The organism is Photobacterium sp. DA100 (assembly GCF_029223585.1).
Classification (GTDB): domain Bacteria; phylum Pseudomonadota; class Gammaproteobacteria; order Enterobacterales; family Vibrionaceae; genus Photobacterium.
In genome coordinates this window covers 2,278,853-2,304,889 of sequence record NZ_CP119423.1, presented here as the reverse complement: position 1 = coordinate 2,304,889, position 26,037 = coordinate 2,278,853, and the positions used below count along the sequence as shown (strand labels likewise).

General features: G+C 49.9%; 24 protein-coding genes and 1 riboswitch. Of the genes, 6 read left to right on the top strand and 18 right to left on the bottom strand.

Annotation, left to right across the window (positions count from 1 at the left end):
* Positions 1-39 precede the first annotated feature (39 nt).
* The 3 genes from uhpC to PTW35_RS10670 form a co-directional block, all read right to left on the bottom strand.
* Entirely contained in the window at positions 40-1,344 is a 1,305-nt protein-coding gene (uhpC, locus tag PTW35_RS10680; protein WP_281024971.1) for an MFS transporter family glucose-6-phosphate receptor UhpC, read from the bottom strand.
* 96 nt (positions 1,345-1,440) lie between these two features.
* Complete coding sequence (gene uhpB, locus PTW35_RS10675; RefSeq protein ID WP_281024970.1) at positions 1,441-3,036, bottom strand: signal transduction histidine-protein kinase/phosphatase UhpB; 1,596 nt, start codon at positions 3,034-3,036, stop codon at positions 1,441-1,443.
* On the bottom strand, positions 3,033-3,668 hold the full coding sequence (locus tag PTW35_RS10670) for a response regulator (protein ID WP_281024969.1): 636 nt from the start codon (positions 3,666-3,668) through the stop codon (positions 3,033-3,035). The genes uhpB and PTW35_RS10670 overlap by 4 nt, the downstream gene beginning before the upstream one ends.
* 225 nt (positions 3,669-3,893) lie before the next feature.
* Between PTW35_RS10670 and PTW35_RS10665 the strand changes: the two genes are divergently transcribed.
* The 3 genes from PTW35_RS10665 (at position 3,894) to melB (ending at position 8,173) form a co-directional block, all read left to right on the top strand.
* Positions 3,894-4,091 (top strand): hypothetical protein, encoded by a 198-nt coding sequence (locus PTW35_RS10665; protein ID WP_281024968.1) that lies wholly within the window; start codon positions 3,894-3,896, stop codon positions 4,089-4,091.
* A 275-nt stretch (positions 4,092-4,366) separates the two neighbouring features.
* Positions 4,367-6,490: an alpha-galactosidase gene (locus tag PTW35_RS10660; protein WP_281024967.1), complete on the top strand. Its 2,124-nt coding sequence runs from the start codon at positions 4,367-4,369 to the stop codon at positions 6,488-6,490.
* Positions 6,491-6,802: 312 nt separating this feature from the next.
* The gene (melB, locus tag PTW35_RS10655; RefSeq protein WP_281024966.1) at positions 6,803-8,173 is read left to right on the top strand and encodes a melibiose:sodium transporter MelB; all 1,371 of its coding nucleotides are present in this window, start codon (positions 6,803-6,805) and stop codon (positions 8,171-8,173) included.
* Positions 8,174-8,291: 118 nt separating this feature from the next.
* On the opposite strand, the gene PTW35_RS10650 is transcribed toward melB, so the two are convergent.
* The 15 genes from PTW35_RS10650 to PTW35_RS10580 form a co-directional block, all read right to left on the bottom strand.
* Positions 8,292-8,903 carry a CDP-alcohol phosphatidyltransferase family protein gene (locus PTW35_RS10650; protein ID WP_281024965.1) on the bottom strand — a complete coding sequence of 204 codons (612 nt, stop codon included), beginning with the start codon at positions 8,901-8,903 and terminating at the stop codon, positions 8,292-8,294.
* On the bottom strand, positions 8,897-9,556 hold the full coding sequence (locus PTW35_RS10645) for an ATP-binding cassette domain-containing protein (RefSeq protein WP_281024964.1): 660 nt from the start codon (positions 9,554-9,556) through the stop codon (positions 8,897-8,899). Before PTW35_RS10645 ends, PTW35_RS10650 begins: the two co-directional genes overlap by 7 nt.
* On the bottom strand, positions 9,553-11,268 hold the full coding sequence (locus PTW35_RS10640; RefSeq protein ID WP_281024963.1) for an ABC transporter permease subunit: 1,716 nt from the start codon (positions 11,266-11,268) through the stop codon (positions 9,553-9,555). Before PTW35_RS10640 ends, PTW35_RS10645 begins: the two co-directional genes overlap by 4 nt.
* Before the next feature lie 55 nt (positions 11,269-11,323).
* Positions 11,324-12,499 (bottom strand): ABC transporter substrate-binding protein, encoded by a 1,176-nt coding sequence (locus PTW35_RS10635; protein ID WP_281024962.1) that lies wholly within the window; start codon positions 12,497-12,499, stop codon positions 11,324-11,326.
* 13 nt (positions 12,500-12,512) lie between these two features.
* Positions 12,513-14,777, bottom strand: coding sequence for a dihydrolipoyl dehydrogenase (gene lpdA, locus PTW35_RS10630; RefSeq protein WP_281024961.1), 2,265 nt, complete (start codon positions 14,775-14,777; stop codon positions 12,513-12,515).
* Positions 14,778-14,789: 12 nt separating this feature from the next.
* Positions 14,790-15,377 (bottom strand): carboxymuconolactone decarboxylase family protein, encoded by a 588-nt coding sequence (locus tag PTW35_RS10625; RefSeq protein ID WP_281024960.1) that lies wholly within the window; start codon positions 15,375-15,377, stop codon positions 14,790-14,792.
* Between the two features lie 140 nt (positions 15,378-15,517).
* Entirely contained in the window at positions 15,518-15,910 is a 393-nt protein-coding gene (locus PTW35_RS10620) for a hypothetical protein (protein WP_281024959.1), read from the bottom strand.
* A 221-nt stretch (positions 15,911-16,131) separates the two neighbouring features.
* A complete protein-coding gene (locus PTW35_RS10615) occupies positions 16,132-16,722 on the bottom strand; it encodes a TfoX/Sxy family DNA transformation protein (protein WP_281024958.1) in 591 nt (196 codons plus the stop codon).
* Positions 16,723-16,846: 124 nt separating this feature from the next.
* A riboswitch (cyclic di-GMP riboswitch) is annotated at positions 16,847-16,953 on the bottom strand.
* 204 nt (positions 16,954-17,157) lie between these two features.
* Positions 17,158-18,162: a substrate-binding domain-containing protein gene (locus PTW35_RS10610; RefSeq protein WP_044623553.1), complete on the bottom strand. Its 1,005-nt coding sequence runs from the start codon at positions 18,160-18,162 to the stop codon at positions 17,158-17,160.
* Positions 18,163-18,571: 409 nt separating this feature from the next.
* Positions 18,572-19,393 (bottom strand): heme ABC transporter ATP-binding protein, encoded by an 822-nt coding sequence (locus PTW35_RS10605; protein WP_281024957.1) that lies wholly within the window; start codon positions 19,391-19,393, stop codon positions 18,572-18,574.
* Complete coding sequence (locus PTW35_RS10600) at positions 19,390-20,382, bottom strand: iron ABC transporter permease (protein WP_281027485.1); 993 nt, start codon at positions 20,380-20,382, stop codon at positions 19,390-19,392. Before PTW35_RS10600 ends, PTW35_RS10605 begins: the two co-directional genes overlap by 4 nt.
* 78 nt (positions 20,383-20,460) lie before the next feature.
* Positions 20,461-21,297 carry an ABC transporter substrate-binding protein gene (locus PTW35_RS10595; RefSeq protein ID WP_281024956.1) on the bottom strand — a complete coding sequence of 279 codons (837 nt, stop codon included), beginning with the start codon at positions 21,295-21,297 and terminating at the stop codon, positions 20,461-20,463.
* A complete protein-coding gene (locus PTW35_RS10590) occupies positions 21,297-21,716 on the bottom strand; it encodes a biopolymer transporter ExbD (protein ID WP_281024955.1) in 420 nt (139 codons plus the stop codon). The genes PTW35_RS10595 and PTW35_RS10590 overlap by 1 nt, the downstream gene beginning before the upstream one ends.
* On the bottom strand, positions 21,713-22,402 hold the full coding sequence (locus PTW35_RS10585; RefSeq protein WP_281024954.1) for a MotA/TolQ/ExbB proton channel family protein: 690 nt from the start codon (positions 22,400-22,402) through the stop codon (positions 21,713-21,715). Before PTW35_RS10585 ends, PTW35_RS10590 begins: the two co-directional genes overlap by 4 nt.
* 19 nt (positions 22,403-22,421) lie before the next feature.
* Entirely contained in the window at positions 22,422-23,177 is a 756-nt protein-coding gene (locus tag PTW35_RS10580; protein WP_281024953.1) for an energy transducer TonB, read from the bottom strand.
* A 244-nt stretch (positions 23,178-23,421) separates the two neighbouring features.
* Here PTW35_RS10580 and hutW point away from each other — a divergent pair, with 244 nt between their 5' ends.
* The 3 genes from hutW (at position 23,422) to hutZ (ending at position 25,965) form a co-directional block, all read left to right on the top strand.
* The gene (gene hutW, locus PTW35_RS10575; RefSeq protein ID WP_281024952.1) at positions 23,422-24,807 is read left to right on the top strand and encodes a heme anaerobic degradation radical SAM methyltransferase ChuW/HutW; all 1,386 of its coding nucleotides are present in this window, start codon (positions 23,422-23,424) and stop codon (positions 24,805-24,807) included.
* A gap of 133 nt (positions 24,808-24,940) precedes the next feature.
* Complete coding sequence (gene hutX, locus PTW35_RS10570) at positions 24,941-25,381, top strand: heme utilization cystosolic carrier protein HutX (RefSeq protein ID WP_281027484.1); 441 nt, start codon at positions 24,941-24,943, stop codon at positions 25,379-25,381.
* Between the two features lie 26 nt (positions 25,382-25,407).
* Entirely contained in the window at positions 25,408-25,965 is a 558-nt protein-coding gene (gene hutZ, locus PTW35_RS10565) for a heme utilization protein HutZ (protein ID WP_281024951.1), read from the top strand.
* Positions 25,966-26,037 lie beyond the last annotated feature (72 nt).

Here is a 26,037-nt window from a genome sequence, read left to right as displayed (position 1 = left end):
TGTAGGGTTGGATAAGTGACAACGAGAGGAATCATAATTTTAGTTAACGGCGATCCCTGCCCGTTGCTGTGCTTTGACGAAAGGTAAAATCAGCAGTCCAATCGACGCTGCACACAGCGTGATGACTCCGAAGAAACCTTCCCAGCTAAAATTCTCTATGAGCACCGCTAGCGGATATCCGGCCAGCGCGGCCCCCAAGTAGGCGAACAGTCCGACAAATCCTGTCGCGGTTCCGGCTGCGTCTTTGTGTGAACACTCTGCCGCGGCCATGCCTATCATCATTTGCGGCCCGAAGACGAAAAAGCCAATGGAGAAAAAGCAACCTGATAGCACCAACACGTTATCGAGCGGTGTAAGCCATAACGCCGCGACGGAGATGAAAATGCCCAAAGCAAAAATCAGGTTCATGGGCGCTCGGTTGCCACGGAAAAATTTGTCTGATCCCCATCCGCCAAAGAGTGATCCGAGAAAGCCGCCTATTTCAAACATGGATACAGTGGTGTTGGCCGTGATTAATGGGTACCCGTGGCGTTCGGTCAGGTATAAATTTCCCCAGTCATTGATTGCAATACGTACCACATAGACCAGTAAATATGAGCTGCACAGTAGCCAGATATACTTGTTGCCCAAGACATAGGTTTTCAGTATCTGCTTGAATGGCAGCCCTTTACCCTCTGCTTCGTGCTGTTTTTCCAACTCGTCATCACGCCACTCGCCAACGCTTGGCAAACCTAGGGTTTGCGGTTTATCCCTCAGTCGAAAGCACAGAACCGTGCCCACGACGATGGCCAGTAGACCCGGCAAGATGAAGCCAAACCGCCATCCCCAGCTTATAGCGATTATCCCGATCGAGACCGGTATAATTGCACCGCTTAAGTTGTGGCAAGTGTTCCAAATCGACCACCAAAAGCCGCGCTCCGATCGTGAATACCAGGAGGTCAGCAACTTGGCACAGGGGGGCCAGCCCCAGCCTTGGAACAACGCGTTGAGTGTCCATAGCAGCACGAAGGCAGATAGTGATGAACTGAGCCCGAACAGTATGTTTATTACGCCAGTGGCGATCAGACCGAGCCCCATGAAATAGTTCGGTTTGGTCTGATCACTGACCATGCCGGACAGAAATTTCGATGCGCCATAAGTGATGTAGAACAGGGTGCCGAGAACGCCAAAATCGGCAGTGCTCAGCCCGAGATCCGACAGCATTGCAGGCATGGCAAAGCTCAGACTTTTACGGGTGAAATAGAATACCCCGTAACCGATATACATCGCGGCCATCAAATGAAGACGCCAGTAGCGGTAGCTTTCGTTAACTTGGCTAGGGCTAGTTGCGACTGCGCACGTCATCACTTCTCCTTAAGTGCTGAAGTTGATGTTATTGATAATATGAATGAAAAGAATGAGACAGTTTCATAAATGACTAGGAAAATTTCCTAGTTAAGGTCATGTGGTATCGGATTTTGTGGGTAAGTTAACAGTTATACGACAGCCGAGTTCATTGCTACGAATCGTCATTTGACCACTTAGGGCGTGAACACGCTCTTCTATTCCCCGCAGTCCATGCCCACGGCTTCGCCAGTCATCCGGCAGGCCAACACCATTATCTCGAAGCTCAAGGCTAAATTGACTACCGGGCATCAAGGATAGTTGAACCTCTGACGCTTGCGCGTGCTTGCAGATATTGTTCAGTAATTCCTGAACGATTCGATACAGGGTTACAGCTGTGACTTCATCTAACCGATCAGCCAAAATGCCAAAATTAAGCTTGAAATCGACTTGTCGCTCTTTGAATCGCATTTCTGTCGCTAACTGGCGTATAGCTGCCTCAAGCCCCATTTCATCCAGTGCCTGTGGCCGTAGCTGCTTGAGTAACTGACGGGTGGAGGTATGGATCCGCATCGCCAGTTCATGGGTGGTATCGGCTATTGTTTCTGCTTGTTCACTATTTGCCAGCCTTTTTGCCAACATAGATTGAATTTGGATCGCTGTAATGTTTTGGCCTATCTCATCGTGAAGCTCTCGGGCGACAGACTTACGAATATCTTCCTCTACGTGAACAAGCTGTTTGGCCAACTGCTTCTTATTGTGCAGTTCGGCCTGGAGGTTTTCGTTGGCTTTTTTCAGCTGCTGGGACAGTAGATACTGGCGGCTGATGGCAATGCCTAAGCCCAATCCGATTGACGCCTGAGTCGCAATAAAGCTCTGAAGTTCGAGGTCCGTTTCGAATGAGCCTGAAATCTGCCGAGCTGTGGCGAGTAAGATACTGTTCATCACACTGGCGAGTACTCCTCCTTGCCAGCCATAGCGGTAGGCCATAAAGATATTAGGCAAGAGAAAAAGCAGCAGCGAAAGGGATTTCATTTCTTCGAGAAAGGTGAGTTCGGCTGCGAGGCCGATACTGAAAAAGGCCAGGCACCATACCAGTGCCGAGCTACGTAGCGTAATTTCTTGGTGTACCAGAGTTGGGCTAAGAGGTTGCCATATTTGGCGGTGGAGGTAGTCATAAAGCAAAAAGAAAAATGGCATTAAGAGAATGCCGCCAGTCAATGCTGAGACCGCCCCTTCCAACGCGTAGTCGATGGTCATCCCCATGGGTTTGGAAACCATCAAAAGGGCAATACCACATAGATTGGCATAGGCAAAAGCAAAACAGCACAAAGCCAGTAATTGTTTCCAATATACATCTAGCCTTCGCCAGTAGGGTTGGAAGGCAATGGCTAAGCCATGGCTAAAGATGGAAAACAGCATGAGAAGATAAAGCGCACTGTCATCGCTGATCACCGGCAGCATGAGGGCAATCAGCCCTATCTCTCCAATGGTAAACAAAGGCCAAAGGCGGCGGGGGCTGAGCGCATAGATCGCCAGTTTCAGTCCAGTAGGGAGAAACAGGCCTGCTAAAAGCAGGTCTGATACCAGGTAGCGGCTGATATTCCATAAGCAGAACCAGCTTATGGTATACACAATCAAGCTGAAGGCGTAGGTAAAAGCGTGGGTTAGGATCAGCCTAGGCAGGTGTTGCCGTCGCGTTATTTCACTCATACTGGCTCATCATGGAGCAACTTGTGGTGTAGGGCGAAACGAATTAAATCGACATTATTGGATAGTCCAAGCTTGCTGAGAATATTCGCCCGGTGAACGTGTATCGTTTTATGGCTGATAAAAAGCTCACAGCCTATTTCTTTAACGTCCTTACCCAGTATCAAATGGTCGAACACTTCTCGCTCGCGCTTGGTGAGTTCATGCAGCACATCGGGCCCAGCAGACGCGTTGCTTAAATTAACCAGTGCATCGGCGCAGAGGTAACGGTCACCGCTTGCAACGGTACGTATCGCTGTGACCAGTTCACTCGGGCCACAGCGTTTAGACAGATAGCCGTAGGCGCCAGCATCAATGGCTTTGCCAACAAAAGAGGCAGAGTCGTAAATACTTAGGATAATCGCCTTGAAATCAGGGTGTTTTTTGCGAAGTTTCTCAAGCAGTACCAAGCCACTTTCATCAGGCATCGAGATATCAATGACAGCCACATCGACCACAGTCTCTGAAAGCCCGCGGAATGCATCCTTGGCATTGCTATATTCACTATGCACCTGAATATCAGGCTCAATGGAAAGTAATTGAGCAAACCCCGAGCGAACCACAATATGGTCATCAACCAAGGTAACAGAAATCATTTTCGTAACCTACTTCATTGCTAGCAAGTTAGAAAATATCAATGTCATGACCTTAATGCACATTGGAACCGCGAAGGTGTGATAATTGTCGCTAAAGCCCTGAGGCCTGTCCGACACCGCACACATTCAGCGAAGTAATTTATGTAACTCATACAGGTCTTCCAATAGCAGAGTGCGAAAACCATCTATCCTTATAAATGCCTTTCACATCTGTAGGATTTGATCATGAAAAAGCTAATCGGTTTGCTAGGTATCGTGTTGTTCAGCGTTTCTGTACAAGCTGGCGGGGCTTCTGGCACAGGCGGTATTCCCAGCCCTCCGTGCGTGATTGATGGCAAGCTTATTCACAAGCATGTCCTAATAACAGAGTGTAACGAAATGAAGAAAGAAGTCGCCGACAACAAGGCTTCCACGACATACTAAATGACTAGACTTAGGCTTAGACACATCGCATCGGCCTCTGGGTCTCTAGAATTCTGTATGTTATAAGTGACGGGGTCACGTTAGATCCCGTACTACCTCCCATCTAACTTTTTTACTTGTACTGGCAAGCCTTTCCATTTGAAAGCATTATCTTACTAAAAAACAGTTCGATTATTTGAACTCTCGTGGAAACGTTTCCAGTGTGCGGGTTTGCTCACAGTATCTAGTGGGTATTTCATTATGATCGGGTGAAATTTCATGCTCAATAGGAAACCATGATAATGGATAAGCAAATCATTCGTCTGAAAGGTCGACAGTCGGAAATGATCATCGAGTTAGGAGAAGTCGCTGAAGTGATCTACTGGGGGGATGCGCTTGCCGCGCTACCCCAAGGGGCAGATGTTGCCTTGAAACGCCCAGTCCCTTATGGCCGATTAGATAATGATGTGCCTGTTTCATTGCATCCTGAGCTTGCGAGGGGCCTCTTCGGCAGCCCTGCTCTTGAAGGCCACCGTAATGGGCAACACTGGTCGCCAGCTTTTACGATCAGCTCGGTTCATCATGAGGGCGGAAATCTGGTGGTGGAAAGCCGGGACTCCATTGCAGGGCTTGCACTGACGGTAAGCCTGGAGATTGATAGTAACGATGTTGTCCAATTCAAACAGACGTTGACCAATATCGGGGAAGGTGAGTATCAGGTAAATCGCCTGGCCAATACGCTACCTTTGCCAGAGCGGGCCAATGAGCTACTGACTTACTATGGTCGTTGGGTGAAAGAGTTCCAACAGGTACGCCAGCCTTTGTCGCAAGGGGGCTACCAGCAAGAGAACCGTCGTGGCCGAACGTCACATGAACATTATCCGGCGTTGATTGCCGGTACCCGTGGCTTCGGCGAGTGTGACGGTGATGTCTGGGGCTTCCATTTGGCGTGGAGTGGCAACCACCGTATGCGCGTTGATGTCAAGGCCGATGGACGCCGTGTCGTCCAAGCGGAAGCACTGTATTTACCGGGCGAGATGACGCTGCCGCCGGGTGGCAGCTTGGTCACCCCTGTACTGTATGCCACCCACAGTGCAGCAGGCTTGAATCGGATGAGCCTGCAGTTCCATGGCCACGTACGTGAGTCAATCTTGGCGGCGCAAATCAGCGAGAAACCCCGCCCAATCCATCTTAATACCTGGGAGGGGATCTATTTCGAACATGATCCTGAGTACATCAAAGAGATGGCGACAGAGTCGGCCAAAATGGGGGTAGAGCGCTTTATTATCGATGATGGTTGGTTCAAAGGGCGTAATGGCGACAAAGCGGCATTGGGTGACTGGTACCTTGATGAAACCAAGTATCCTGAGGGCCTTGAGGGTATTGTTAACCATGTGAATGAGCTAGGCATGGAGTTCGGCCTTTGGTTCGAACCAGAAATGATCAACAAGGACTCGGATCTGTACCGCAATCATCCGGACTGGCTACTCGCTGTCGAGGGATATGACCAGCCAACAGGCCGCAATCAGTATGCGATAAACCTGCAAAATGATGATGCCTTTGACTACTTACTGGCAAGGCTTGATCACTTCCTGTCTACCTACAATATCGCTTACATCAAGTGGGACATGAACCGAGAGATTGTCCAGCCGGGCCATCAGGGCCGTGCTGCGGGTAATAACCAGGTGACGCGTTACTACGAATTAGTCGAAAAGATCCGCGAGCGCCATCCTGAGGTAGAAATCGAGTCATGTGCCGCTGGTGGTGGCCGGATTGATTACGAGGTACTTAAACGCACCCACCGTTTCTGGACGTCAGACAATAACGATGCATTGGAACGACAGCAGATCCAGCGTGGTTTTAGTTATTTCTTCCCGCCTGAGGTGATGGGAAGCCATATCGGTGCGCGCCATTGCCACAGTACCCGCCGTACCCATGATATCCGTTTTCGTGGCCTGACAGCCCTGTTTGGCCATATGGGTATCGAGCTAGATCCGGTGAAAGAGGGGGCCGAAGAAAAGGCCGGATTCGAGCGGTATATCAAATTGCACAAGGAATACCGTAGTTTGCTTCATAGTGGCAAGTCTGTGCGTATCCCCGTTGATGATTGCGATGGCCAGTTAGCCAAGGCGGTGATCAGCCAGGATGGCAACGAGGCACTAGTAATGGTGGCCCAGTTGGCGATGCCAACCAATTCGCTCAGTGGTGCCTTGAGGATCCCCGAATTGAATGCCAGCAAGGTCTATCAGATATCCGTGCTGGATCATCCGGTTAATTTCCATGAAGGCTTGGTAAACCAGCAGCCTGCATGGACCAAACAGCTATTATCTCTTAGCGGGGAGTGGTGCCAAAAGGTCGGGCTTGCCATGCCTATCCTCGATGCCGAGAGTGCGATACTGATCAGGCTAGTTGCTGAGTAACTAGCCTGAGTATAAGCAATCCACAATAATGGGACCTTGTAGGTCCCATTATTTTTTTATCTGTTAATGGTAAGGCATCTTTCACCTAAACACGGGCGCGATGCGATAAGTGATCAAAATCGCACTTTGCGTTTCTATTCATGGAATCTCTGGAAACGTTTCCATGGCTGAGGTTTAGATCACAGTTATCCTTCTGTAGATCCTTAATATACCCTTTGAGCCCAGAGCTTGACGGATACAAAAAAATTAAATAAATGCTGTACGCACCCTTTTAGTTAGGGAAGGGGTGTGGAACAGACGGAAGGATAAAACATGTCTGACAAAATCACACTACAAACCAAGTTATCATATGGCCTCGGCGCACTCGGGAAAGATTTCGCGTGTGCACCGATCTACATTTTCTTGATGTTCTATTTCACGGATGTAGCCGGCTTGTCTGCTGCCTTTGTGGGTACTATCTTCCTTGCTGCCCGAATTATCGATGCGGTCACCGACCCGATGATGGGGGTAATTGTTGATAACACCCGTTCCAAGTTCGGTAAATTCCGCCCATGGATTGTCATCGGTACACTGCTTAACGCCATCGTATTGGTTGGCTTGTTCAGCACTCATATGTTCGAAGGGCCGGCTCTGTACCTTTACGCTGCTGCGGCCTACATTCTTTGGGGCCTGACTTATACCATTATGGATATCCCGTACTGGTCAATGATCCCTGCGCTTTCAAGCGAGCGTCAAGAGCGTGAGAAACTGGTGGTTTGGCCACGCCTGTTTGCGAGCCTTGCATGGTTTATCACCGGTACTTACGGCCTGCACATCGTTGGCGTGTTGGGTGATGGCAACCAAGGTGACGGTTTCTTCAATGTAGCTATGCTGATTGCCGTCTTGTTCGTGATGAGTGCCTTCCTGATTGCCCGTAACGTCAAAGAGAAAGCGGCACCGGCGGATGCAAAAGCGGCAGAGAAATTTAGCTTCAAAGATGTACTGGTGATTATCGGTAAGAACGACCAGCTTAAAGCGCTGATTGGTACGGTGCTGTCGTTCCAGATTGCCAACCTGCTCGTAGGCGGCTTTGCGATCTACTACTTCTCATACGCACTGGGTAACCCTGAACTGTTCCCTGTTTACATGATGGTAGCCGGCGCGGCGGAAGTTGCGGGTGTGTTCCTGTTCCCTCGCATTGCGGCCAAATTGCCTCGTAAGCACCTATGGAAAATGGCGTGTGGCTTCCCAATCTTGTCTTGCATTGTCCTACTTGTCATGGGCGTGATGTTCCCTGGTAATGCTTTCCTTATCGGTCTAGCGGGTGCAGCAATCAAGTTCGGTGTGGGTATTGCCAACGCACTTCAGACGGTGATGCTTGCTGACGTGGTTGACTACGGTGAGTACAAAACAGGCCGCCGTAGTGAAAGTGTTATCTTCTCGGTGCAGACTATGCTGGTTAAGTTCGCTGGCGCGGCGGGTGGCTTCATTGTCGGTGTGGGCCTGTCTGTGGTCGGCTATGTACCCAACGTCGAGCAGACTGCCGATACGATTATGGGGCTTCACTTCATGATGGTCGGTCTACCAGCAATCCTTATGGCTGTCAGTGGTGTTGTTTACCAGCGCTACTACCGCCTTCACGACGGCTTCAATAAAGATGACGTCGCTGCGGATATGGTTGATGCTAAACCGGTTGAAGCATAATTTTGAAATCTAGAGCCTAGACCGACAATAGGTTGAAACAACAAACAGCTACCTCCGGGTAGCTGTTTTCGTTTGGCTTGTGGTTGGTTTAGTTTGGCTCGTCTCAAGTCGAGAGGGGCTAAGCCTCTCTCAGGGTTTGGTAGCCCGCCCAAATACGTGTGGTGGTGGTGATCCAGCACAGCGTGCCGAACACCCAAGCAATGGTAGCGAAGTGGGCAGGGAACAGGCAGAACAGCACAAAACAGGCAATCGTTTCAGTTCCTTCGGTCAAGCCGCCGATGTAGTAAAGCGACTTTTGTTTATAGACCGGACTTTCGATATTGCGCTTACCGGCCATGATCGCAAAGCTGAGGAAACTTGAGCCGGTACCGATAAAAGAGAATATGAGGAAAGCCCCCGCTACCGCATTGGCTTCAGGATCTGCCAGCACGAAACCGAATGGCACCATAGAATAGAAAAGAAAGTCCAAGGTGATATCGAGAAATCCGCCACAGTCACTGATCCCCTGTCGGCGGGCAACTGCCCCGTCGAGTCCGTCGAACAGGCGGTTGAGGATAATTAATCCTAATGCCCAGCTGTAAGCTTCCAGAGCCAAAGCGGGTAGGGCGAAGACTCCGATGACAAAGCCGGTTATTGTGACTTGATTGGCTGTGATACCGAGTTTGTCCGGCAATGCCGAGAGGGCGGTTAAGGGCCAGCGGACTACCTTGATCGTGTATCTATCTAACATGCTTGTTGTTCCTGAACTACGGTTGTCCATGGCCAGTCCAATACGTGGCCCTGTGGTGGGATGTCATCATGATCATGGGTCACCATGATCGCAGGGATCTGACGACTTTGGATCTGATCGAAGACAAACTGGCGGAACTCATGGCGTAGTGCTTTATCGAGTTTGCTAAAAGGCTCGTCTAATAGCACGGCTTGAGGCTCAGACAGCAGCATCCGCATCAGGCTGATCCTCGCGCGTTGGCCGCCAGATATCTCGTTTGGTTGCTTGCTGGCCAGCTGAGACAAGCCAAGGGTTATCAATGTCTTTTCGGCGCGCTCAACTCGGTTTTTTCCTTTGCAGTCGCGGGGGATACCGAACATGAGGTTTTCCAGCACACTCAAATGTGGGAAAAGCAAATCATCTTGAAATAGCAATCCGATACAGCGCTGATCAGGAGCCAGTGTCATTACACTTTGCCCGTTGAGCGTGACATCGCCGGAAAAAGAGAAGTCATGAACGAGATGTCCTGCGATGGCACTGAGCAGGGTTGATTTCCCGCAACCGCTTGGGCCCATTAAGGTAAATACCTCGCCGGGCTGAACGTCAAAACTGACCGGTGAAAAAAGGGGGCTCTCACCGTGTTGGATTGCTAGGTTTTTCACAGACAAAGTCATCCGTGAGTGTACTCCTTTGATTTATTAGACGAGTAAAGTGTTTGTAGCGAATACTGGCGGTAGTGGCGCCAACGATAACTTAGGCGGTTTGCGACTATTGCCAGCGAGAAGAAGACGAACGGTAGCACACCCTGCAGCAGGCCGTAAATTGCCATCACCCGTCTATCCTGACCGCTGGCCAGGGCCACGGCTTCGGTGGTCAGGGTGCTGATCCTGCCGGCACCGAGCATTTGGGTTGGCAAGTACTGCGCAAGGCTGACACTGATCCCAATGGCCAAGCCGAAGATAATGGCAGGCTGAACTTGGGGGCGCTTAACCCGCCACCAGGTTTGCCATGCGGTGAGCCCCAAGCTGCGGCTACATTGGTCAAGGCGGGTATCATAGCTACGCCATGCGCCATCGAGAGCCAGATACATGTAAGGAAAAACAAATATCAGGTGGCTCCAACAGACCCATAGCCAGTAGTGCTGGCCAGGGATCATGTAAGTCACGATTTGGATTCCAAACAGCAAAGAGAGCTGAGGCGTGACCAGCGGAATAGCAACCAACCAGACAGGGAGGCCCCGCCGGTATTTTTGGCGGTACTCAAGACACGCTATTACCAAGAGCAAAGCGACTGTGCTCGATACCAGTGCCAGCAAGAGTCCTGTTCCCATCAGCTCGGCCAACGTTGGCAGCTCTTGCTGCCAGAACCGCGCGCTATAGCGGGTGGGAAGCAAGTCGGGAAAACGCCATCTTTGGGCAAAAGACCAGACTATCAACAGTGGGACGATCAGCGCGGGAATAGCAATGAACGGGCTGTAAAGTGCCAAATGACGATGTGGCATTCGCTTGCTGTGCTTGGTAGCTCTAGGGCCTTTTGTCATCCAGCCTCGCTGCAGCCTTAAGCAGGCCCACTCGACAGAACGGATGAAGCCAAGGCTGGCAGCTGTGGTAATGAGCAGGAGGCAAGCACCTGCTGCAGCACGAGGAAGCTGGTGGAGTTCGGGATCGTTAAACCATTGCCATACCAGAATCGACAAGGTTGGAGGGCGTGTCGGGCCCAAAATCAATGCTACATCCACAACCGACAAGCCATAAGCAGCAACCGCAAACAGGGACAGGCGTAACTTAGGAAGCCATTGCGGCAGAATAACCTTGCGCCAAGCCTCTGAATGGCAGTAACCCAAGCTGGCAGATACCGCACAGAGCTGGCCCACGTTGAGTTGCTTGAGAATAGGGATACTCATGATCAGCAGGAATGGCGTCTCCTTGATAGCGAGTGCCAACATCAGGCCGATCCCGTAGCTGTCCTGGATAAGCCCTATCCCAGCTAATTCCGATAGCCCCAAAGAGTCAAGAAGCCTGAAAAACCAGCCGGTCGGAGCAAATAGCAGGGCAAAGCCAATGGCGAAGGCGACATGCGGCATGGCCAGCATGGGGGAAAGCGTACGTTCGAGGTTCAGCCAGCGCGCCGTTTCCCAGTATCGCCTTAGGATGATATAGGTGAAAAACAGGGCCAGTACGGTGCTGCCCAACCCTGTGAGCAAGCTTAAGGCAATAGAGACAGTGAGGTTAGGCCATGTGGCGACAGCATGAAGCGCGGTGAGGCTCACACCATCAAAGCCAAGTGTAGGTATCCAAGATATTGACGGAAGCAGCAGCCCAATCATGCCCGGCAACAGCGGCAAAAAACACAGCACAAGGGCAACAATAAATAACAGATGAATCATAAATCACTCGTTGGGTGGGAGCCGACTCCCACCCTGAAGGCTTAACCCTATAATATTAGCTGCCGTAACGCTTTTGCCATTCCAGCTCTATGGCAGTCAACCAGCTTGGATGTGGCTCAGGAATGGATTTAAACAGTGAAAAGCCTTGAGTGCCTCTGCTGGTCAAGGCCTCCTGTTTCAGGATGGATGGGTCCCCCCAAACCTTGGCATCTGCCTTGCGTGCTTGCGCTTCCGGACTCATCAGAAAATTAATCGTGACCAGGGCACCTGCTTTGGCTCGAGCGTTCCACGGGATTGCCAAAAAGTGGATATTGGATAGCGCACCTTGTTCAAACGCATAAGCTTGAGCCGTTTCTACCAAGTTACCATTCTCGATAGCGGCGTTGGCTGCATTGGGGTTGAAGGTGATCGCCAGCAGTAGCTGCCGATCATCCAGCAACTGAATAGTTTCGCTGGTGCCTGATGGGAACCGCTTACCTTGCTGCCAGGCAACGGGATGGAGCTGATCCAGGTATTGCCACAGCGGTGCGGTGACTGTTTCGAAGCGTTGGCGTTCGGTCTGGCTGTCAATCTCGCTGTATAATGAGTCCGGTTGATTGGTCAGTTCCAGCAATGCTGCTTTGAGGAAGCTGCTGCCGTGAAACTCTGGTGGTTGAGGATAGCTGACCTTGCCCGGATATGCCTTGGCCAAGCTCAGGAGCTCAGCAAAGTTTTTCGGTGGGTTATTCAGCGTTTCCTTGTCATGGATAAAGACCAGCTGGCCCACGCCCCACGGGGCTTCTAAGCCAGCAGTGGGCTCGGTGAAGTCTTCATCAATCGGCAGGCGGGTATCCACATACTGCCAGTTCGGAAGCTGTTGGGTAAACGGGCCATAGAGTAGGTTGCTGTGTTTCATCGAACGGAAATTCTCACCGTTGATCCAAACCAGATCGACACTGCCGCCAGCGTTTTTTCCCGCCGCCTTTTCTGCCAGCAGACGTTGGGTGGTTTCGGCAATGTCTGCCACTTTGACATGCTTGAGGTTGATACCGTACTGCGACTGAAGCTGACGGCCGGCCCAGCGCAAGTAGTCATTGATCTCTTGGCTGCCTCCCCAAGCATTGAAATAGACGGTTTGCCCGTTGGCCTGTTTGACAATTTCATCCCAGTTTTGCTCGGCTTCTGTCGGGGGCTGTGCCGTGCTGAGGCCAGAGGCCAGCGCAAATGCCAGCCCAAGCAGTATTTTTTTCATGATTTATCTATCCCTATTTTTCGCTCAGCGCGCTTTCGTTGCGGCGCTTGGGTGGAGTTTCAACCGTGTTAAGTTGAAGCGTGGCCTTGGTCATTTCATCCTGCTCGCCAGCTTGAGCCTTTTTGCCTTTCCGCATCCAGCGATGGTATTGCTCAACCAGTGCCAGCAGCCCCTGCGGAGCGTTGGCCTGTTTCCAAGCGCCTGCGGTATATTTTGCCGCTTCGCTCATGGTGGGGTATGGGTGAACGGTCGCCAAGATTTTGTTGAGGCCTAGGCCATGGCGCATGGCTAGGGTAAATTCCGCAAGCAATTCACCAGCATTATGACCAACAATCGTTGCCCCGAGGATTTTGTCCTTGCCTTTTGGTGTGATCACCTTGATGAAACCATGGTCTTCACCATCGGTAATTGCACGGTCCAGGTCATCAATTCCGTAGGTAACAATATCAAAATCAATACCTTGTTGCTTGGCTTCTTTTTCGTTGATACCCACACGGGCGACCTCTGGCGAGGTGTAGGTGGCTGCAGGCACGACCGAGTAATCGGCTTTGAATTTCTTGAACTGGCCAAATAAACCGTTCACTGCGGCATACCATGCCTGGTGGGCAGCTGCATGGGTTAATTGGAATGGCCCTGCTACATCACCGACAGCAAAGATATTCGGGTACTTGGTCTGGAGGTACTCATTGACCTCCACTGTGCCACGGGCAGAAGTGGTAATACCGAGTTTCTCTAGGCCGAAACCTTGGACATTGGCGACACGTCCAAGGGCCAGCAATACCGCATCGAACTCAACCTCAACGCAATGGCCTTGCTCTGCCTCGAGCAACACACACTGGTGTTGTTGGCCATGCTCGTCGGTAGCGACTTTGAACTTCACGGCTTTGTGATTTGTTTTAATGGTAACGCCATCACTCTCTAAGCTGGATCTGACCTGGGCGGCGACATCACAGTCTTCACGGATCAGAAGCTGATCGGCCATTTCGACCAGGGTGACTTCGCTGCCAAGTCGCCGGAAGCTTTGTGCCAATTCGCAGCCGATTGGGCCGCCACCCAATACCAGCAGGCGTTTCGGCTGTTCGGTCAAAGACCAAATGGAGTCGGAAGTCAGATAGTTGACTTCATCAAGGCCAGGAATACTCGGTACCAGCGGACGGGCTCCGGTCGCAATGATAATATTACGGGTGGTTATGCGCTCGCCATTTACCTCTACCTCCCAAGGCGACAGGATAGTGGCTTCACCGGCTACACAGTTTACGCCCAGTTTACTGTAGCGCTCGACGCTGTCATGGGGCTCGATTTTGCCGATAACTTCATGAACCCGACTCATTACCTTGGCAAAATCGACCTTGGCCTCACCGGTTTGGATGCCGAATTCGTTGGCTCGGCTGATTTTAGCCATAGTGTGTGCGGCCCGGATGATGGCTTTGGAAGGCACGCAACCGGTGTTGAGGCAGTCGCCACCCATTTTATGGCGCTCAATTAAAGTCACTTTGGCCTTCACCGCAGCAGCAATATAAGCACTGACCAGACCACCGGCGCCTGCACCGATCACCACCATATTCTGATCAAAGCAAGCAGGCTTTTTCCATTGGGCATAAACGCGGCGCTGGTTGATAGCTTGCATGAAGGCTTTGGCAATAAGCGGGAAGATACCCAGTAGGGCAAGAGAAACCAGCACTGGCGCTGAGACAATGCCGCTCAGACTGTCAATCTGACCCAGTTGGGTGCCGGCATTAATGTAGACGGCGGTGCCAGCGAGCATACCCAGCTGGCTGACAAGGTAATACATACGGGTGGTGATAGGTGTCAGGCCCATCAGCAGGTTTACGATGAAAAACGGAAACACCGGGATCAGGCGCAAGGTAAATAGGTAAAAAGCACCGTCTTTTTCGATACCACGGTTTATGGCCGACAGGCGGTGGCCGAAGTTAGCCTGAACCCAATCGCGCAAGATATAGCGACTGAACAAGAAAGCCAAGGTCGCACCGATACTGCTGGCAAACGAGATCAGCAGCAGACTCCACCAGAACCCGAACAGAGCCGCGCCGAGCAGGGTCATGATGACGGCTCCGGGCAATGAAAGCGCAGTGACAACGATATACAGGACAAAGTAAGCCAGGCTAGATAAAAACGGTTTGGCATGGATGGTATCAGTCAGCGCCAGCTGCTGTGTCTTGGCTTGTTCCAGCGTGAAATACTGGCCAAGATCGAAGAGAAACCAAACAGCGATCAGCGAGACGACAATGCTGATCACCAGCAGTTTTTTTCTGTCCATAGCTTGCTCCTGTTATTTGTCCGTGTGCGTAGGGGCATCAGAGGGTTGTATATCACTCGGTTGAATAGGTAGTGAGCAGAAATCTTGCTTTGGTACATCGAGCGCAGTGTTAAATTTCGCCGATAAGTTTTGGAATGCAACCAAGGCCGTTAAGTCAACAATAGCATCTTCATCGAACCACTGTTTCAAGGTTGCTAGCATCTCATCAGTGACACGTTGTCCGGTAATGGTCATGGCTTCCACATAACCCAGTACTGCTCGTTCCTGCTGATCGAAAAGGTCACTGTGCTGCCAGTGGGCTAGCGCTTTGATTTTCTCTACAGAGTCGCAGCGTTCGGCAAGCTTCATGCCGTTGGCATCAACACAAAACTCGCAATCATTCAATTGCGATACCCGGACACAAATCAGTGAGCGAAGGATCGGGCTTAACGGGGAGGTGCGGCGATCCAGGTAGCCGAAGAAACCGGCAACCAGCCAGAACAGAGTAGGTCGCCGTCCCCAAAGTTTAGCTGGGTTAAGGACTTTGCCATAGTGGCGTTTTTGCAACCACAATAGCGGCTTGATAAATAAAGAATAGTTTTCTTTGGCGGAGATGCGCACGGTAGCCCCTTGTCTCTTTGTTATGCCACTTTGAGCTTATCGAATAGGTGGCAGTAATTATTACTGAAATTATCAGGTAGTTATGAGACAAAGACCTAACGAAGAAGCAAATTATTTCACGCGAACGCCAAAAAAGATGATCAGTTGACCGATATTTGTACAACTTGGGGCTTGGATTGGCTAATGACCTTGTCTGAAGAAAGTTCAGTTAGCACTATGTAGCCACTTGCCATCAGAGGAATAAAGGCAAGCAACATAGTTTTACCTATGTGATAGTTACGATACCAATACTTGCGGGCCCTGATTTTGAGCATCAGCCCCCAACATAAAAGCAGGGCATTTAAACCGGCTATTGGGATCAATAGTGGCTGAAGTGATTGATAGGTAGTGATGTTATTTTGTACTAGGATAAATGCTAACAGGGGAGGAAGCAGGCTGAACAGAACAAGCGTTCGCATAATTCGCGGCCACTTGCCAAACTTATCCTTGAACATCTGATCACTCTGTCCTGGAAAAGGTTTGGAACAGTTCATAGTTACCCTCCGGTGTTATTTGAAACATATTTTACAAGTGTCAGTTTGCAATTAAAGGGTGTTGAGCGATTTATAAACAGTGTTGTGAGTTGATTCAATCTTTAGCGAAAATTGACAAAAAATTGGCAAGGAAATGCTTGATTGTTGACACTTGTCATTGACGCGAATAATACAAAAAAAGAGACCTTCACGATCTCTTTTTATATATGAAACTCGTCGTATTAGCTTAATTTTGCTAGTAATTCAGAGCGACGATCTTTGGGAATAACCGACCAATGTTGGCCGCTTATTGCCCCCTCTAGTGCCCACAGCAAATCGATACTGACGGTGCCTTGGTGACTGTCCTGCAATGCTTTAAAGGCATTGATTGAGCCTGCTTCTATTAAATCATCGACTGTACAAATCCCCGCTTTTTTAAGCATTCTTTCATTTGCCAGGCGAAGGTTTGGTAGGTCTTTTATTCGATCTGGTGATGCTTTGTCTTTTGTTTCTTTATCAACTTTAGCTGCATCAAGAGAGCGGGTTGCCTGCTCAATGATCTTTCCAGTGTCATTCCACCATTCGTCTGGAATGGCGTAATGTTTTGTTACGACTGGAAAGCCGCGTTTTTTATAAATATATGGCTTAAGCCCTGCCTTTTTATATTCTTGTTCGTTTTTTGCGTTGGCGCGAAGATGAAGTTTGTCATTTACAACGAGTGCAAACATTGTTTCACCCGCGAAAATTCCAAAACCACCAAACATTGAACGAGACTTAACGTTATCGAAACAACTAAATAGGCGTAAAGATTCTTTTAAAATTGGTTTGTCCATGCTTCTTCTCGGTGAAAGTTTCTTGGGTCACCTAACAACAGAGCGAGGATTCAAGAATAGCAAATATCATTACATTACACTGTCAGGAAAAAGTAAGAGTTTCCTGATGTTAGCTGCTATATCCATCGGCAACCCCGCTACCATAAGTTGACTGAGTTAATAAAAACTCCGACGACTCTTAGGCCGGAAGCTTTGCGTCCCTACCTTTCGGTAGGTTTGCCTTGTTCGTGACATTTTAAGAATATCTCATATGATATTTTTGAACTTGATCGCAACTTTCGAAATGTGATGTTGATTCCAGAAATTAACAGCTAATTTTGTTCATGAATGAATATTTTTGTCCCAAAAGCCAATATTTAACACAGTGCAATTGGATAAAAAAACGGAGGCCAATGCCTCCGTTCTAATTCCAAAAAAGTAAACGATACCGGATACTTAGTTAAGTTTCTTCACCGATTTGCGGATCACCAGTTCAGGTATCATTTCAAACACTTGGGGTGCGTGCTCTTTGTCTTTTACGCGTTGCATCAGAATTTCAACAGCACTCTTGCCCAGACGACGTTTCGGTTGGTGGATAGTCGTCAGTGGCGGCGAGAAATACGGGGCCAAATCGATATTGTCGTAGCCGACGATAGAGATGTCTTCCGGTACGTTAATTCCCGCCTGCTGGAAGGTACTGATCATTGCCATAGCCATGATATCGTTGAAGCAGAAGATAGCCGTAGGGCGTTCTTCCATGGCAATGAACTGTTTGGCTGCAGCCACGGCAGATTCACATTCGAAGTCGCCTTCGAGGATCCACTCTTCCTTAACTTCAAGGCCGGCTTCAGCCATAGCTTTTCGGTAGCCTTTCAGGCGTTCGCGACAAGCTGTCTTTTCGCTGTGGCCCGTTAAGCAACCAATCGTTTTGTGGCCATGCTCAATAAAGAACTTGGTCGCCACATACCCGCCAAGCTCGGCGTTATCCTGAATTTTATCTGTATGCGGACTTTCTGGGCCCCAATCCATGATCACCATAGGGGTCTCTTTCTGACGCTCGAGCAACTCCAGTAGCTGTTCATCCAGATCCGAGCACATCACCAGCAAGCCATCAACACGCTTTTCGGCCAACATGCGCAGGTAATCACGCTGTTTCGATAGGTTGCCTTCGGTATTGCACAAAATTAGAGTGTAACCGGCGCCATAGCAGAACTCTTCAACCCCGTGAACGACTTCGGCAAAGAAAGGGTTGGTCGATTTGGTTACCAGCATACCGATGGTTCTTGTTGTGTTGCATTTCAGGCTTCGCGCAACCGCACTTGGTGCGTAATTCAACTCTTCAACCGCAGCCAATACCTTCTTTTGCGTTGCTTCTGCGACAAAGCGCGTTTTGTTAATCACGTGAGAGACTGTGGTTGTCGATACACCAGCCATACGTGCAACATCTTTAATCGTTGCCATAGTTATTCTTCTAATAATAAAGGTCAGAGAACCTTATAAATTAATACCTTACTCAACAGAAAAATGAACTAGATCACCATTTTCTATCCGAGTAGTTCATTGTTCTGTTGGGTACGAACCGCAGAAACGGCAAAAGGCCGCATCACGAATGGGCGGCTTCGTTTCTTATTCCTGCTGTATGCTTAACATGCCATATCGCATGTGTTGCATTGTTTAATCGCTTGCGTTCACATTTTACTTAGTGTGGCCTAGAGTGCAATGATTGTTATCTCAAATTGCATAATTCGTAGCTAATGATCGGTTTTTTGCTTGCATGGTATACAACAGGGCCAAGATGCGGCCCCGTTTTAGGTGATTTGCTTAGTTATGCAGTTTGGTAAGTTGCGGACAATCTTGGGTGGACTCCGGGCTAAGCCGTTGCCGGCAGCACCACCGGGTAACCCTCTATCGGGTGGTGAGTGATGCATACTGGCCAGCCATATACAGATTTGATTGTATCCGCTGTCAGGGCTTCTTCCGGGGAACCATCGGCCTGAATTTTGCCATGGTTGATGATGACTAAGCGATCGGCGTACTGCGCCGCGAGATTAAGGTCATGGATCACGATGATGACAGCGGCACCAGCCGCTGCCATTTGCTTGGCTACAATCAGTGCGTTGTGCTGGTGGGCCAAATCGAGGGCCGAAGTGGGCTCATCCAGCATTAAGATACACTGCTCTCCGGCATGGCTGAGCTGGGTCAGCACCCTGGCGAAGTGGACGCGCTGCTTTTCACCGCCTGACATTGATGGATACAGACGTGGTGCGAGCTCGGTCACCCCGAGCATCGCCATTTTTTCCTGAGCGATTTTTTGTGTCTGCGCATTGGGAAGCTGGAGCGGGAGTGTCCCCAGCTCCACGACTTCCTGTGCCGTGAAAGCAAACGAGAGGGAGCTGTGTTGCGGGAGAACGCCAAGTCGTTTTGCTAGTTCCGAGATAGGCCAGTTTTGCCGAGGAGTGGCAAAGACATTTACCTCGCCCTCGGCCTCCACTTCACCGCATAGCACTTTGAGCAGAGTACTTTTCCCCGCGCCGTTGGGCCCTAAAAGCGCGGTTAGCTGACCGCTTTTGATCTGCAGTGAAAATTCGTCGAGTAGTGTTTTTCCACCTAGGGTCAGTGAAAGATTTACCGCTTCAATGGCGATGCCACTGCCCGTCAAGACTTGCGGGTTTGAAGTCGCCAGGTGATTCATGACAGTTTGCCTTTTTGCTTGATCAATAGATATATGAAGAATGGGGCACCGAGCAATGCGGTGATAATACCCACAGGCAATTCCGCAGGTGCTGCAACAACACGAGCAAGCATGTCTGCAACCAGCAGGATCAACGCACCGAGCATAGCCGAAAGCGGGAGTAGGGACTTGTGGTTGGGCCCTGAGAGCATTCGGCTGATGTGGGGAACGATCAGGCCGACAAAACCAATCACACCGGTGAGGGATACGGCAATGCCAACCCCCGCGGCGCACAACAAAATAAGTACACGCTTCAGGCGCTGGACGTTAACACCAAGATGTTTGGCTTCGGCTTCACCCAACAAGAAGGCATTAAGGGCATTGGCATTGCGATCAAAGGCAAATAGCAGTCCTAGCAAAGTGCAATAAGCCAGGCCGATACCAGGCCATGTTGCTCCTGCTAACGAGCCCATTGTCCACAGCGACAAATCGCGAAGCGCTTGATCATCGGCGTAGTAGTTCATTAACCCCAGCGCCGCGCCGGAGAGGGCACCAATTGCCACACCGGCTAGCAACATGATAGTCACCGATGTGCCATTTTTGTCTGTGCCGAGCTGGTACACCAGAAAGGTGCTGACAGCGCCACCGATAAAGGCAAAAACGGGCACTGTGCCCAATGTTAGTAACAGTGGAGAGCTGGCTGCTAGTGGCGCAAAGATCACGATGGAGAGCGCCGCACCGAGGCTGGCACCACCGGAAACACCAATGATGCCAGGATCTGCCAGCGGGTTTCTGAATAGTCCTTGCATCACGGCACCACACAGGGCAAGGATCGCGCCGATAGCCATGCCAAGCAAGGTTCTCGGTAGGCGGATCTGGTGGATAACGATGTCGATATGCGGCGGCAAATCAAAGTTAATAGGTAACAGCGCCCTGAAACTGTCGGCAAAACTGATATCCATCGGCCCAACGGCGATCGACGAAGTGACGGCTATTACCAGTAATGTCATACCGACAGGAAATATCAGGCCGGTTGGGATTCGTTGTAACTGCATTATTAATATTCTGCTTAGATCAACGGCAAAGCGTTATTGATGGTAAAACACTTGGTTCAGGCGTTCGGCTTCGCTCAGGCTTTTCAGGCCAAGGCCGCCAATCAGTGCGGTACCGTCAATTGTCACTACTGCTTTATTCTGTCCCGCTGGGGTTGCAGAGAGCAGGGGCATTTTCTGCAGCAGCTCATCGGCTGAGCCGATCTGGCTGAGGGTGCGTGAGCTAAGCAAGATAATATCAGGCTGCATTTCAACCATAGCCTCGAGCGAAATAGGCTTGTAGGACTCTACCGCATCAGCTGCAGGGTTGGTGGCACCGGCAAGGCGGATCACACTGTCTGCGGTGGTGTTGCGGCCTGCGACATTCGCCGGGCGACCCTCGTGGATCATCAGAAAAAGGACTCTTTTCTGCTCGGCTTGCTGCTCGAGGCTGTGGTTAATAGCGTCAACTTTTTCTTGTACCCTGGCCTGAAGAGCACGGGCGGCTAGCTCTGTATGGGCCAGCTTACCGACTTGCTGAATACGGGTCAGAAGATCATCAACGGTTTCGCCAGAGTTGACTACATTCACTTCAATACCGGCTTGCTGAATCAGATCCAATGTCGCCTTCGGTCCCATTTCATTCGAACCCAGTAAACGGGTTGGGTTGAGTGCAATAAGACTCTCGGCCGAGAGTTGGCGGTGGTAGCCTAGTACTGGCATACCTTCATCGACTAGCGATTTACTGGTGACATCAACAGCCACCAGCTGCTCTTGTGCCCCCATGGCATTGATAATTTCAGTAATTGCTGCCCCTGCACTGATAATGCGCTCACTGGCGTACGATGCCGTGGCAGTAAGGAGTAATGCGGTAGCCAGAGCCAATCGCTTCATTATTTGTCCTCTTCCATTAATAATTGTGTCGCTTTAATTTCGTTCTGCTGTAGAAAAGCGAGGAGTTTAAGCATGTTTTCAACTGAACCAGCCTTGTCAGCACCAATCACCACGGGCTTGTCAGGGTTGGCTTTGACTTCTTTGAGAAGTGCGGCCTTGAAGGCATCCCAACTGTCGATTTGTATCCCTTGCAGTGCCCAGTATGGCTCTGTAGAAGTGATATTGACGGTAATTGGATCTGCCTGAGTTTCTTGTAGCGCCTGGGTTTCTGTCTGTGGTAGTTCGACATCCAGTGACTGAAGCTTTACGCTGGCAGTCAGTAGGAGGAAGACCATGACGATAAAGATGATATCGAGCAGTGGGGTAAGGTCGGGTTTTAGATCATCATCACCGGTGACACCTTGATGGGTACGAATCATGACGCCGCCTCAGCTTCAGCCTTTTTGGCATTGTCTACTTTCGGCAGGCAATTAGGCTCCAGGGTCAAGCCTTCTAGCCATAGGTTACAGTGGTTGAGGCTATGCTCGAGTTTTGCTGTCACCTTATCAGCCCAAAGGCCAAGCAGTTGTGACCCCGTGATTGCAGGCAAGGCAATGATCAAGCCTGCCGCTGTCGTGCGCATGGCCAGACCAAGGCCATCAGCAAGATCGTTAGGGGTGACGGCACCCGAGCTAATGGCAATACCCTTGAACATTTCAATCAAGCCGAGCACGGTACCCAAAAGGCCAAGAAGCGGGCTGATCACGCCAATCAGGCTAAGCAGACGCAACCCCGAGCGTAGCTGAGAGCGCTTTTGCTGAAGCCAGATCCCTGCGGCATCTTCCCGTAAAGCTTTGGAAAAATGGCGGTGAGAAATAAGCATGGAGACACCTTTGAAAAGCAAAGGGCGCTTTTCTTTGAGAGAGTTTGCAAGCTGGTCCAGGCCTGCTTCGTCAGTACGGCTTTGCGTTGCCAGTAGCGCATCAATCTTACTTCTGCCTACACCAGTGCATAGCAAAACCTGAATACAACGCTCGATAAGGATCATCAATGTCAGTGCTGAGCAAAGCAGTAGAGGAGCTGTCATCAGGCCAAATTGATTTTGTAGGGAGTGAAACATTTCCATGAGTGAATCCAATAAAATACTAGTCCAGCTTAAAGCGGACAGGAACTTGTACGCGATGGGCAATAGCCTGACCATCAACAATATGGGAAGAAAAACGCCAGCGCTTGATGGCTTCTAGGGCTGCCTCATCAAGGATTTCTGCACCGGATGATCTCAATAAATTCTGTTTGACCTGCTTTCCAGACTCATCAATCCAAATCTCAACCAACACCTGTCCCTCAATCCCGCGACGCTTGGCAATTCGCGGGTAGGTCACAGGGCTAGGACGTGTTGCGAAGGTTGGTTTAGTGATGAGCTGGGGTTCACTGTTTACCCCTGACGCTGCTTGATCTGCAGCCGGTGGAGTAGGAGCCGGTGTTTTAACCTTATCCTCAACCGGTTTAGGCCTGTTTACTTCAACGGGCTTCTGAACCGGTGTTGGCTTTTTAGCAATCTTCTGCTCGACGTTTTTCTCAACAGGCTTTTCCGGTACCGGCTGATTGATTTCCTCCGGTTGAACTTTAGGCTCCGGCTGTTTTTTCTTTACTAGCTTTTTCACCGCCGTTTTTTCTTTTACGGCTTTTTGAGGTACTTCGACGGAAGCTGGTGATAGCGGCTCGGAAGTAACAGGTTCAGCCGGCCGAGGCGTGGGTGCCGAGACGAGGTTGAGCGAGACCTTGGTTGAGTCTGTGCCAACTGGCATCGCCATCACCATTTTGTTAGGTACAGCAGAAAGCAATAGGCTGTGGGCAAGTACTGAAACAACACCTGCTATGGCATATCTTTTCGCGTTCACTGTTCTACTCCGACCATGCAAAATAATGCTACATGTGTTTGTTAGTTTTGAATAATTTCGTAAAGAGCAATCTATTACTTCGCTCTCCGAATCAAGAATGACTCTCATTATCCATGTAATCGAAATAATATCAATTATCATTTGCAATATTATTTAGGGGTGCTTATGATTGCCGCAAATAAGAGTGGTTATCATTCTCTGATGGTTTAGGAGGGGCTAGGTATCTAGCTCGACGAAGAAGTAGATGATTGAAGAACAAGCATTACAATCTGCTGTGTTGGCGCCGGAACTACTGACCGAATCGATTGTAGGAAAACACACGCCCGATCCGCTTCGATATGCTTTTGCCAGCAAGCGTTCAGCGCATGCGGGTGGTATGTCGGCGATGGTTGCCGAGCAAGAGCGGCAGGGTTTAGCACTGAAAGCGCTATCAACGGTATCGGAAAATCCCAATAGTCGTTGCCTCTATATTCACATTCCATTCTGCCGGGTGCGTTGCACTTACTGCAACTTCTTCCAGTATGCTTCCAGCCAGTCGCTTATCGACGAGTATTTCGATGCCTTGATGGTAGAGCTGAAAGCCAAGGCCGCAATGCCTTGGACGCAAGCTGCACCGTTCCGGGCGGTATATGTGGGTGGAGGTACACCTACTGATCTAACGGCAGAGCAGGTGACGCGACTGGGAAAAATGGTGAAAGCGTATTTCCCTTTAACTACAGATTGCGAAATTACCCTTGAAGGCCGTATTAATCGCTTCGATGACCGAATGTTCGAAGGGGCACTGGAAGGAGGCTTCAACCGTTTTTCCTTCGGTGTACAAAGCTTCGATACTACAGTTCGCCGCAAGGCCAAACGGCTAGATGATCGCGAGCCTGTTATGGCGCGCATCCAGTCTCTGAGTGCGACCAATGCAGCACCAATCGTTATCGACCTGTTGTTTGGTCTTCCCTATCAAGATATGCAAGTTTGGCAGCAAGACTTGACTGACTTTTTAGAGAGTGGAGCACACGGTGTTGACCTTTATCAATTGATTGAAATGGGCGGTACACCAATGAAAGGCATGATTGAGAAAGGCCGCTTGCCAGAGCCTGCCGATACGCCGACCAAGGCATCGATGTTTGAATATGGCGTAAACTTTATGGCACAGCACCACCTGCGCCGTTTGAGTGGAAACCATTGGGCTCGGGATAACCGTGAACGCAGTATTTACAATAGTCTGGCTAAGACTTCCGCCGAGGTATTGCCTTTAGGAGCAGGTGCTGGTGGTAATGTTGGTGGTTTCGGCTTCATGCAGCACAGAACCCTGGACGCATATATAGACGCGATAAAGGCAGAACAACTGCCATTGGCTATGATGACCAAGTCTAGCCCTCATGCGGCATTGCATGCAGAGATCAAAGCCAGTTTTGACCGTGGTTTCCTGTCTGCGAGAGATTTTAGGCAGAAGTTCTCCCAAGATATCTTTGCACTTTGCCTGCCGCTGTTTGAAGCATGGCAAAAAAATGGCTTGGTGAAGCTTGAAGGTCAGTACCTGTCGTTGACCCTGGCGGGGACGTTTTGGTCTGTGACCTTAGCCCAGTCAATGATTCAAGTTTTGCAGCAGAACGCGATGAAGCAAGTTGCAGCGTAAACGACTTAACTATTACCAATTAGAACTCGTAGATTGAAGTACCTGGAGATAAAACGTGTTTGAGAAAATTACATTTGAATCGCTAAAAGCACAAGTTGCAGAACAACTCGCCGCTGAGCCTAAACTCCACGCCATGGCAATTGCAGAAACGTTGGGAGTTACCGAAGGGGAAGTCGTGATGGCTTTTCCTGAAGAGCTGGTAGTAGCACTACCGGGTGAGCATGCAAAAGCGATTCTGGAAGACCTACCGACTTGGGGACCGGTTACAACAATCGTTCACTCCATGGCGTCAATTTTTGAAGTAAAAGCGCCTTTTCCTAAAGGTAAAGAGGCTCGCGGTTACTACAATCTAATGGGTAAAGAAGGCGAACTGCATGGCCACCTACGTCTAGACCTTGTGACGGACATTGCTTTGGTCAGCAAGCCCTTTATGGGGCAGGAAAGTTACTTCATCGGCTTCTTCGCCAAAGGTGGCGAATGTGTCTTCAAGGTATACCTTGGTCGTGACAAGAAACGTCAGCTATTCTCTGATCAGATCGAGAAATTCCAAGAACTTAAAACAAAATTTAAATAAATAATAATACTCCGGAGAAAGTCAAAATGAATGCTGTAAAGCAAGAGCGCCTTCAAAACCGCTTGGGTCCAGAAATCAGAGAATTCCGTCAGTCTTGCCAGACCATTCAGTTGGCGACGGTTGATGCTGACGGTAAGCCCAATGTCAGCTATGCACCATTTGCGCTCTTGGATGATGGTTACTACGTATTGATCAGCCAGATTGCCAAACATGCTCGTAATTTGTTGGTAAATCCGCAGGTTTCTTTGATGATGATTGAAGATGAGGTATCGTCTAAAACCATATACGCACGTAAGCGTCTCACGTTCGAAGCCAACGTGGTTGTGGTAGAGCGTGAAACCGAGAAGTGGCTGGCGGCGGTAGAGGAGTTGAAGTCGCGCTTTGGTGAGATCATTGATGGTCTTAGCGGCTTGGAAGATTTCAAGATGTTCCGTTTCGAACCGACTCAGGGTCTGTTTGTGAAAGGCTTTGGTCAAGCTTTCCAGGTGGGGGGGGATGATTTGGTCGATTTTGTTCACCTTCAGGAAGGCCACCGCCGGATCAAAGACGGCAGTGAAGTCACCCAGTCGACCGAAGAGCTATAATTTTTTGAAAATGTCTTAGACTCCAACAGCCTAGGTTGCTCATCTAGGCTGTCATTTTTGGTAACTATAACA

Excerpts from the sequence above, each read along its gene's own strand:
- PTW35_RS10600 (WP_281027485.1), bottom strand. The coding sequence starts at position 20,382 with ATGACATTACTGGTAATAGCCGTCACTTCGTCGATCGCCGTTGGGCCG.
- uhpB (WP_281024970.1), bottom strand. The coding sequence starts at position 3,036 with ATGAGTGAAATAACGCGACGGCAACACCTGCCTAGGCTGATCCTAACC.
- hutX (WP_281027484.1), top strand. The coding sequence starts at position 24,941 with ATGGCAATTGCAGAAACGTTGGGAGTTACCGAAGGGGAAGTCGTGATG.
- PTW35_RS10645 (WP_281024964.1), bottom strand. The coding sequence starts at position 9,556 with ATGACTTTGTCTGTGAAAAACCTAGCAATCCAACACGGTGAGAGCCCC.
- PTW35_RS10615 (WP_281024958.1), bottom strand. The coding sequence starts at position 16,722 with ATGGACAAACCAATTTTAAAAGAATCTTTACGCCTATTTAGTTGTTTC.
- PTW35_RS10590 (WP_281024955.1), bottom strand. The coding sequence starts at position 21,716 with ATGATTCGTACCCATCAAGGTGTCACCGGTGATGATGATCTAAAACCC.
- PTW35_RS10665 (WP_281024968.1), top strand. The coding sequence starts at position 3,894 with ATGAAAAAGCTAATCGGTTTGCTAGGTATCGTGTTGTTCAGCGTTTCT.
- PTW35_RS10660 (WP_281024967.1), top strand. The coding sequence starts at position 4,367 with ATGATAATGGATAAGCAAATCATTCGTCTGAAAGGTCGACAGTCGGAA.
- PTW35_RS10605 (WP_281024957.1), bottom strand. The coding sequence starts at position 19,393 with ATGAATCACCTGGCGACTTCAAACCCGCAAGTCTTGACGGGCAGTGGC.
- PTW35_RS10610 (WP_044623553.1), bottom strand. The coding sequence starts at position 18,162 with ATGGCAACGATTAAAGATGTTGCACGTATGGCTGGTGTATCGACAACC.
- PTW35_RS10595 (WP_281024956.1), bottom strand. The coding sequence starts at position 21,297 with ATGAAGCGATTGGCTCTGGCTACCGCATTACTCCTTACTGCCACGGCA.
- PTW35_RS10585 (WP_281024954.1), bottom strand. The coding sequence starts at position 22,402 with ATGGAAATGTTTCACTCCCTACAAAATCAATTTGGCCTGATGACAGCT.
- PTW35_RS10650 (WP_281024965.1), bottom strand. The coding sequence starts at position 8,903 with ATGTTAGATAGATACACGATCAAGGTAGTCCGCTGGCCCTTAACCGCC.
- PTW35_RS10635 (WP_281024962.1), bottom strand. The coding sequence starts at position 12,499 with ATGAAAAAAATACTGCTTGGGCTGGCATTTGCGCTGGCCTCTGGCCTC.
- lpdA (WP_281024961.1), bottom strand. The coding sequence starts at position 14,777 with ATGGACAGAAAAAAACTGCTGGTGATCAGCATTGTCGTCTCGCTGATC.
- hutZ (WP_281024951.1), top strand. The coding sequence starts at position 25,408 with ATGAATGCTGTAAAGCAAGAGCGCCTTCAAAACCGCTTGGGTCCAGAA.
- PTW35_RS10670 (WP_281024969.1), bottom strand. The coding sequence starts at position 3,668 with ATGATTTCTGTTACCTTGGTTGATGACCATATTGTGGTTCGCTCGGGG.
- PTW35_RS10640 (WP_281024963.1), bottom strand. The coding sequence starts at position 11,268 with ATGATTCATCTGTTATTTATTGTTGCCCTTGTGCTGTGTTTTTTGCCG.
- PTW35_RS10620 (WP_281024959.1), bottom strand. The coding sequence starts at position 15,910 with ATGAACTGTTCCAAACCTTTTCCAGGACAGAGTGATCAGATGTTCAAG.
- hutW (WP_281024952.1), top strand. The coding sequence starts at position 23,422 with ATGATTGAAGAACAAGCATTACAATCTGCTGTGTTGGCGCCGGAACTA.
- melB (WP_281024966.1), top strand. The coding sequence starts at position 6,803 with ATGTCTGACAAAATCACACTACAAACCAAGTTATCATATGGCCTCGGC.
- uhpC (WP_281024971.1), bottom strand. The coding sequence starts at position 1,344 with ATGACGTGCGCAGTCGCAACTAGCCCTAGCCAAGTTAACGAAAGCTAC.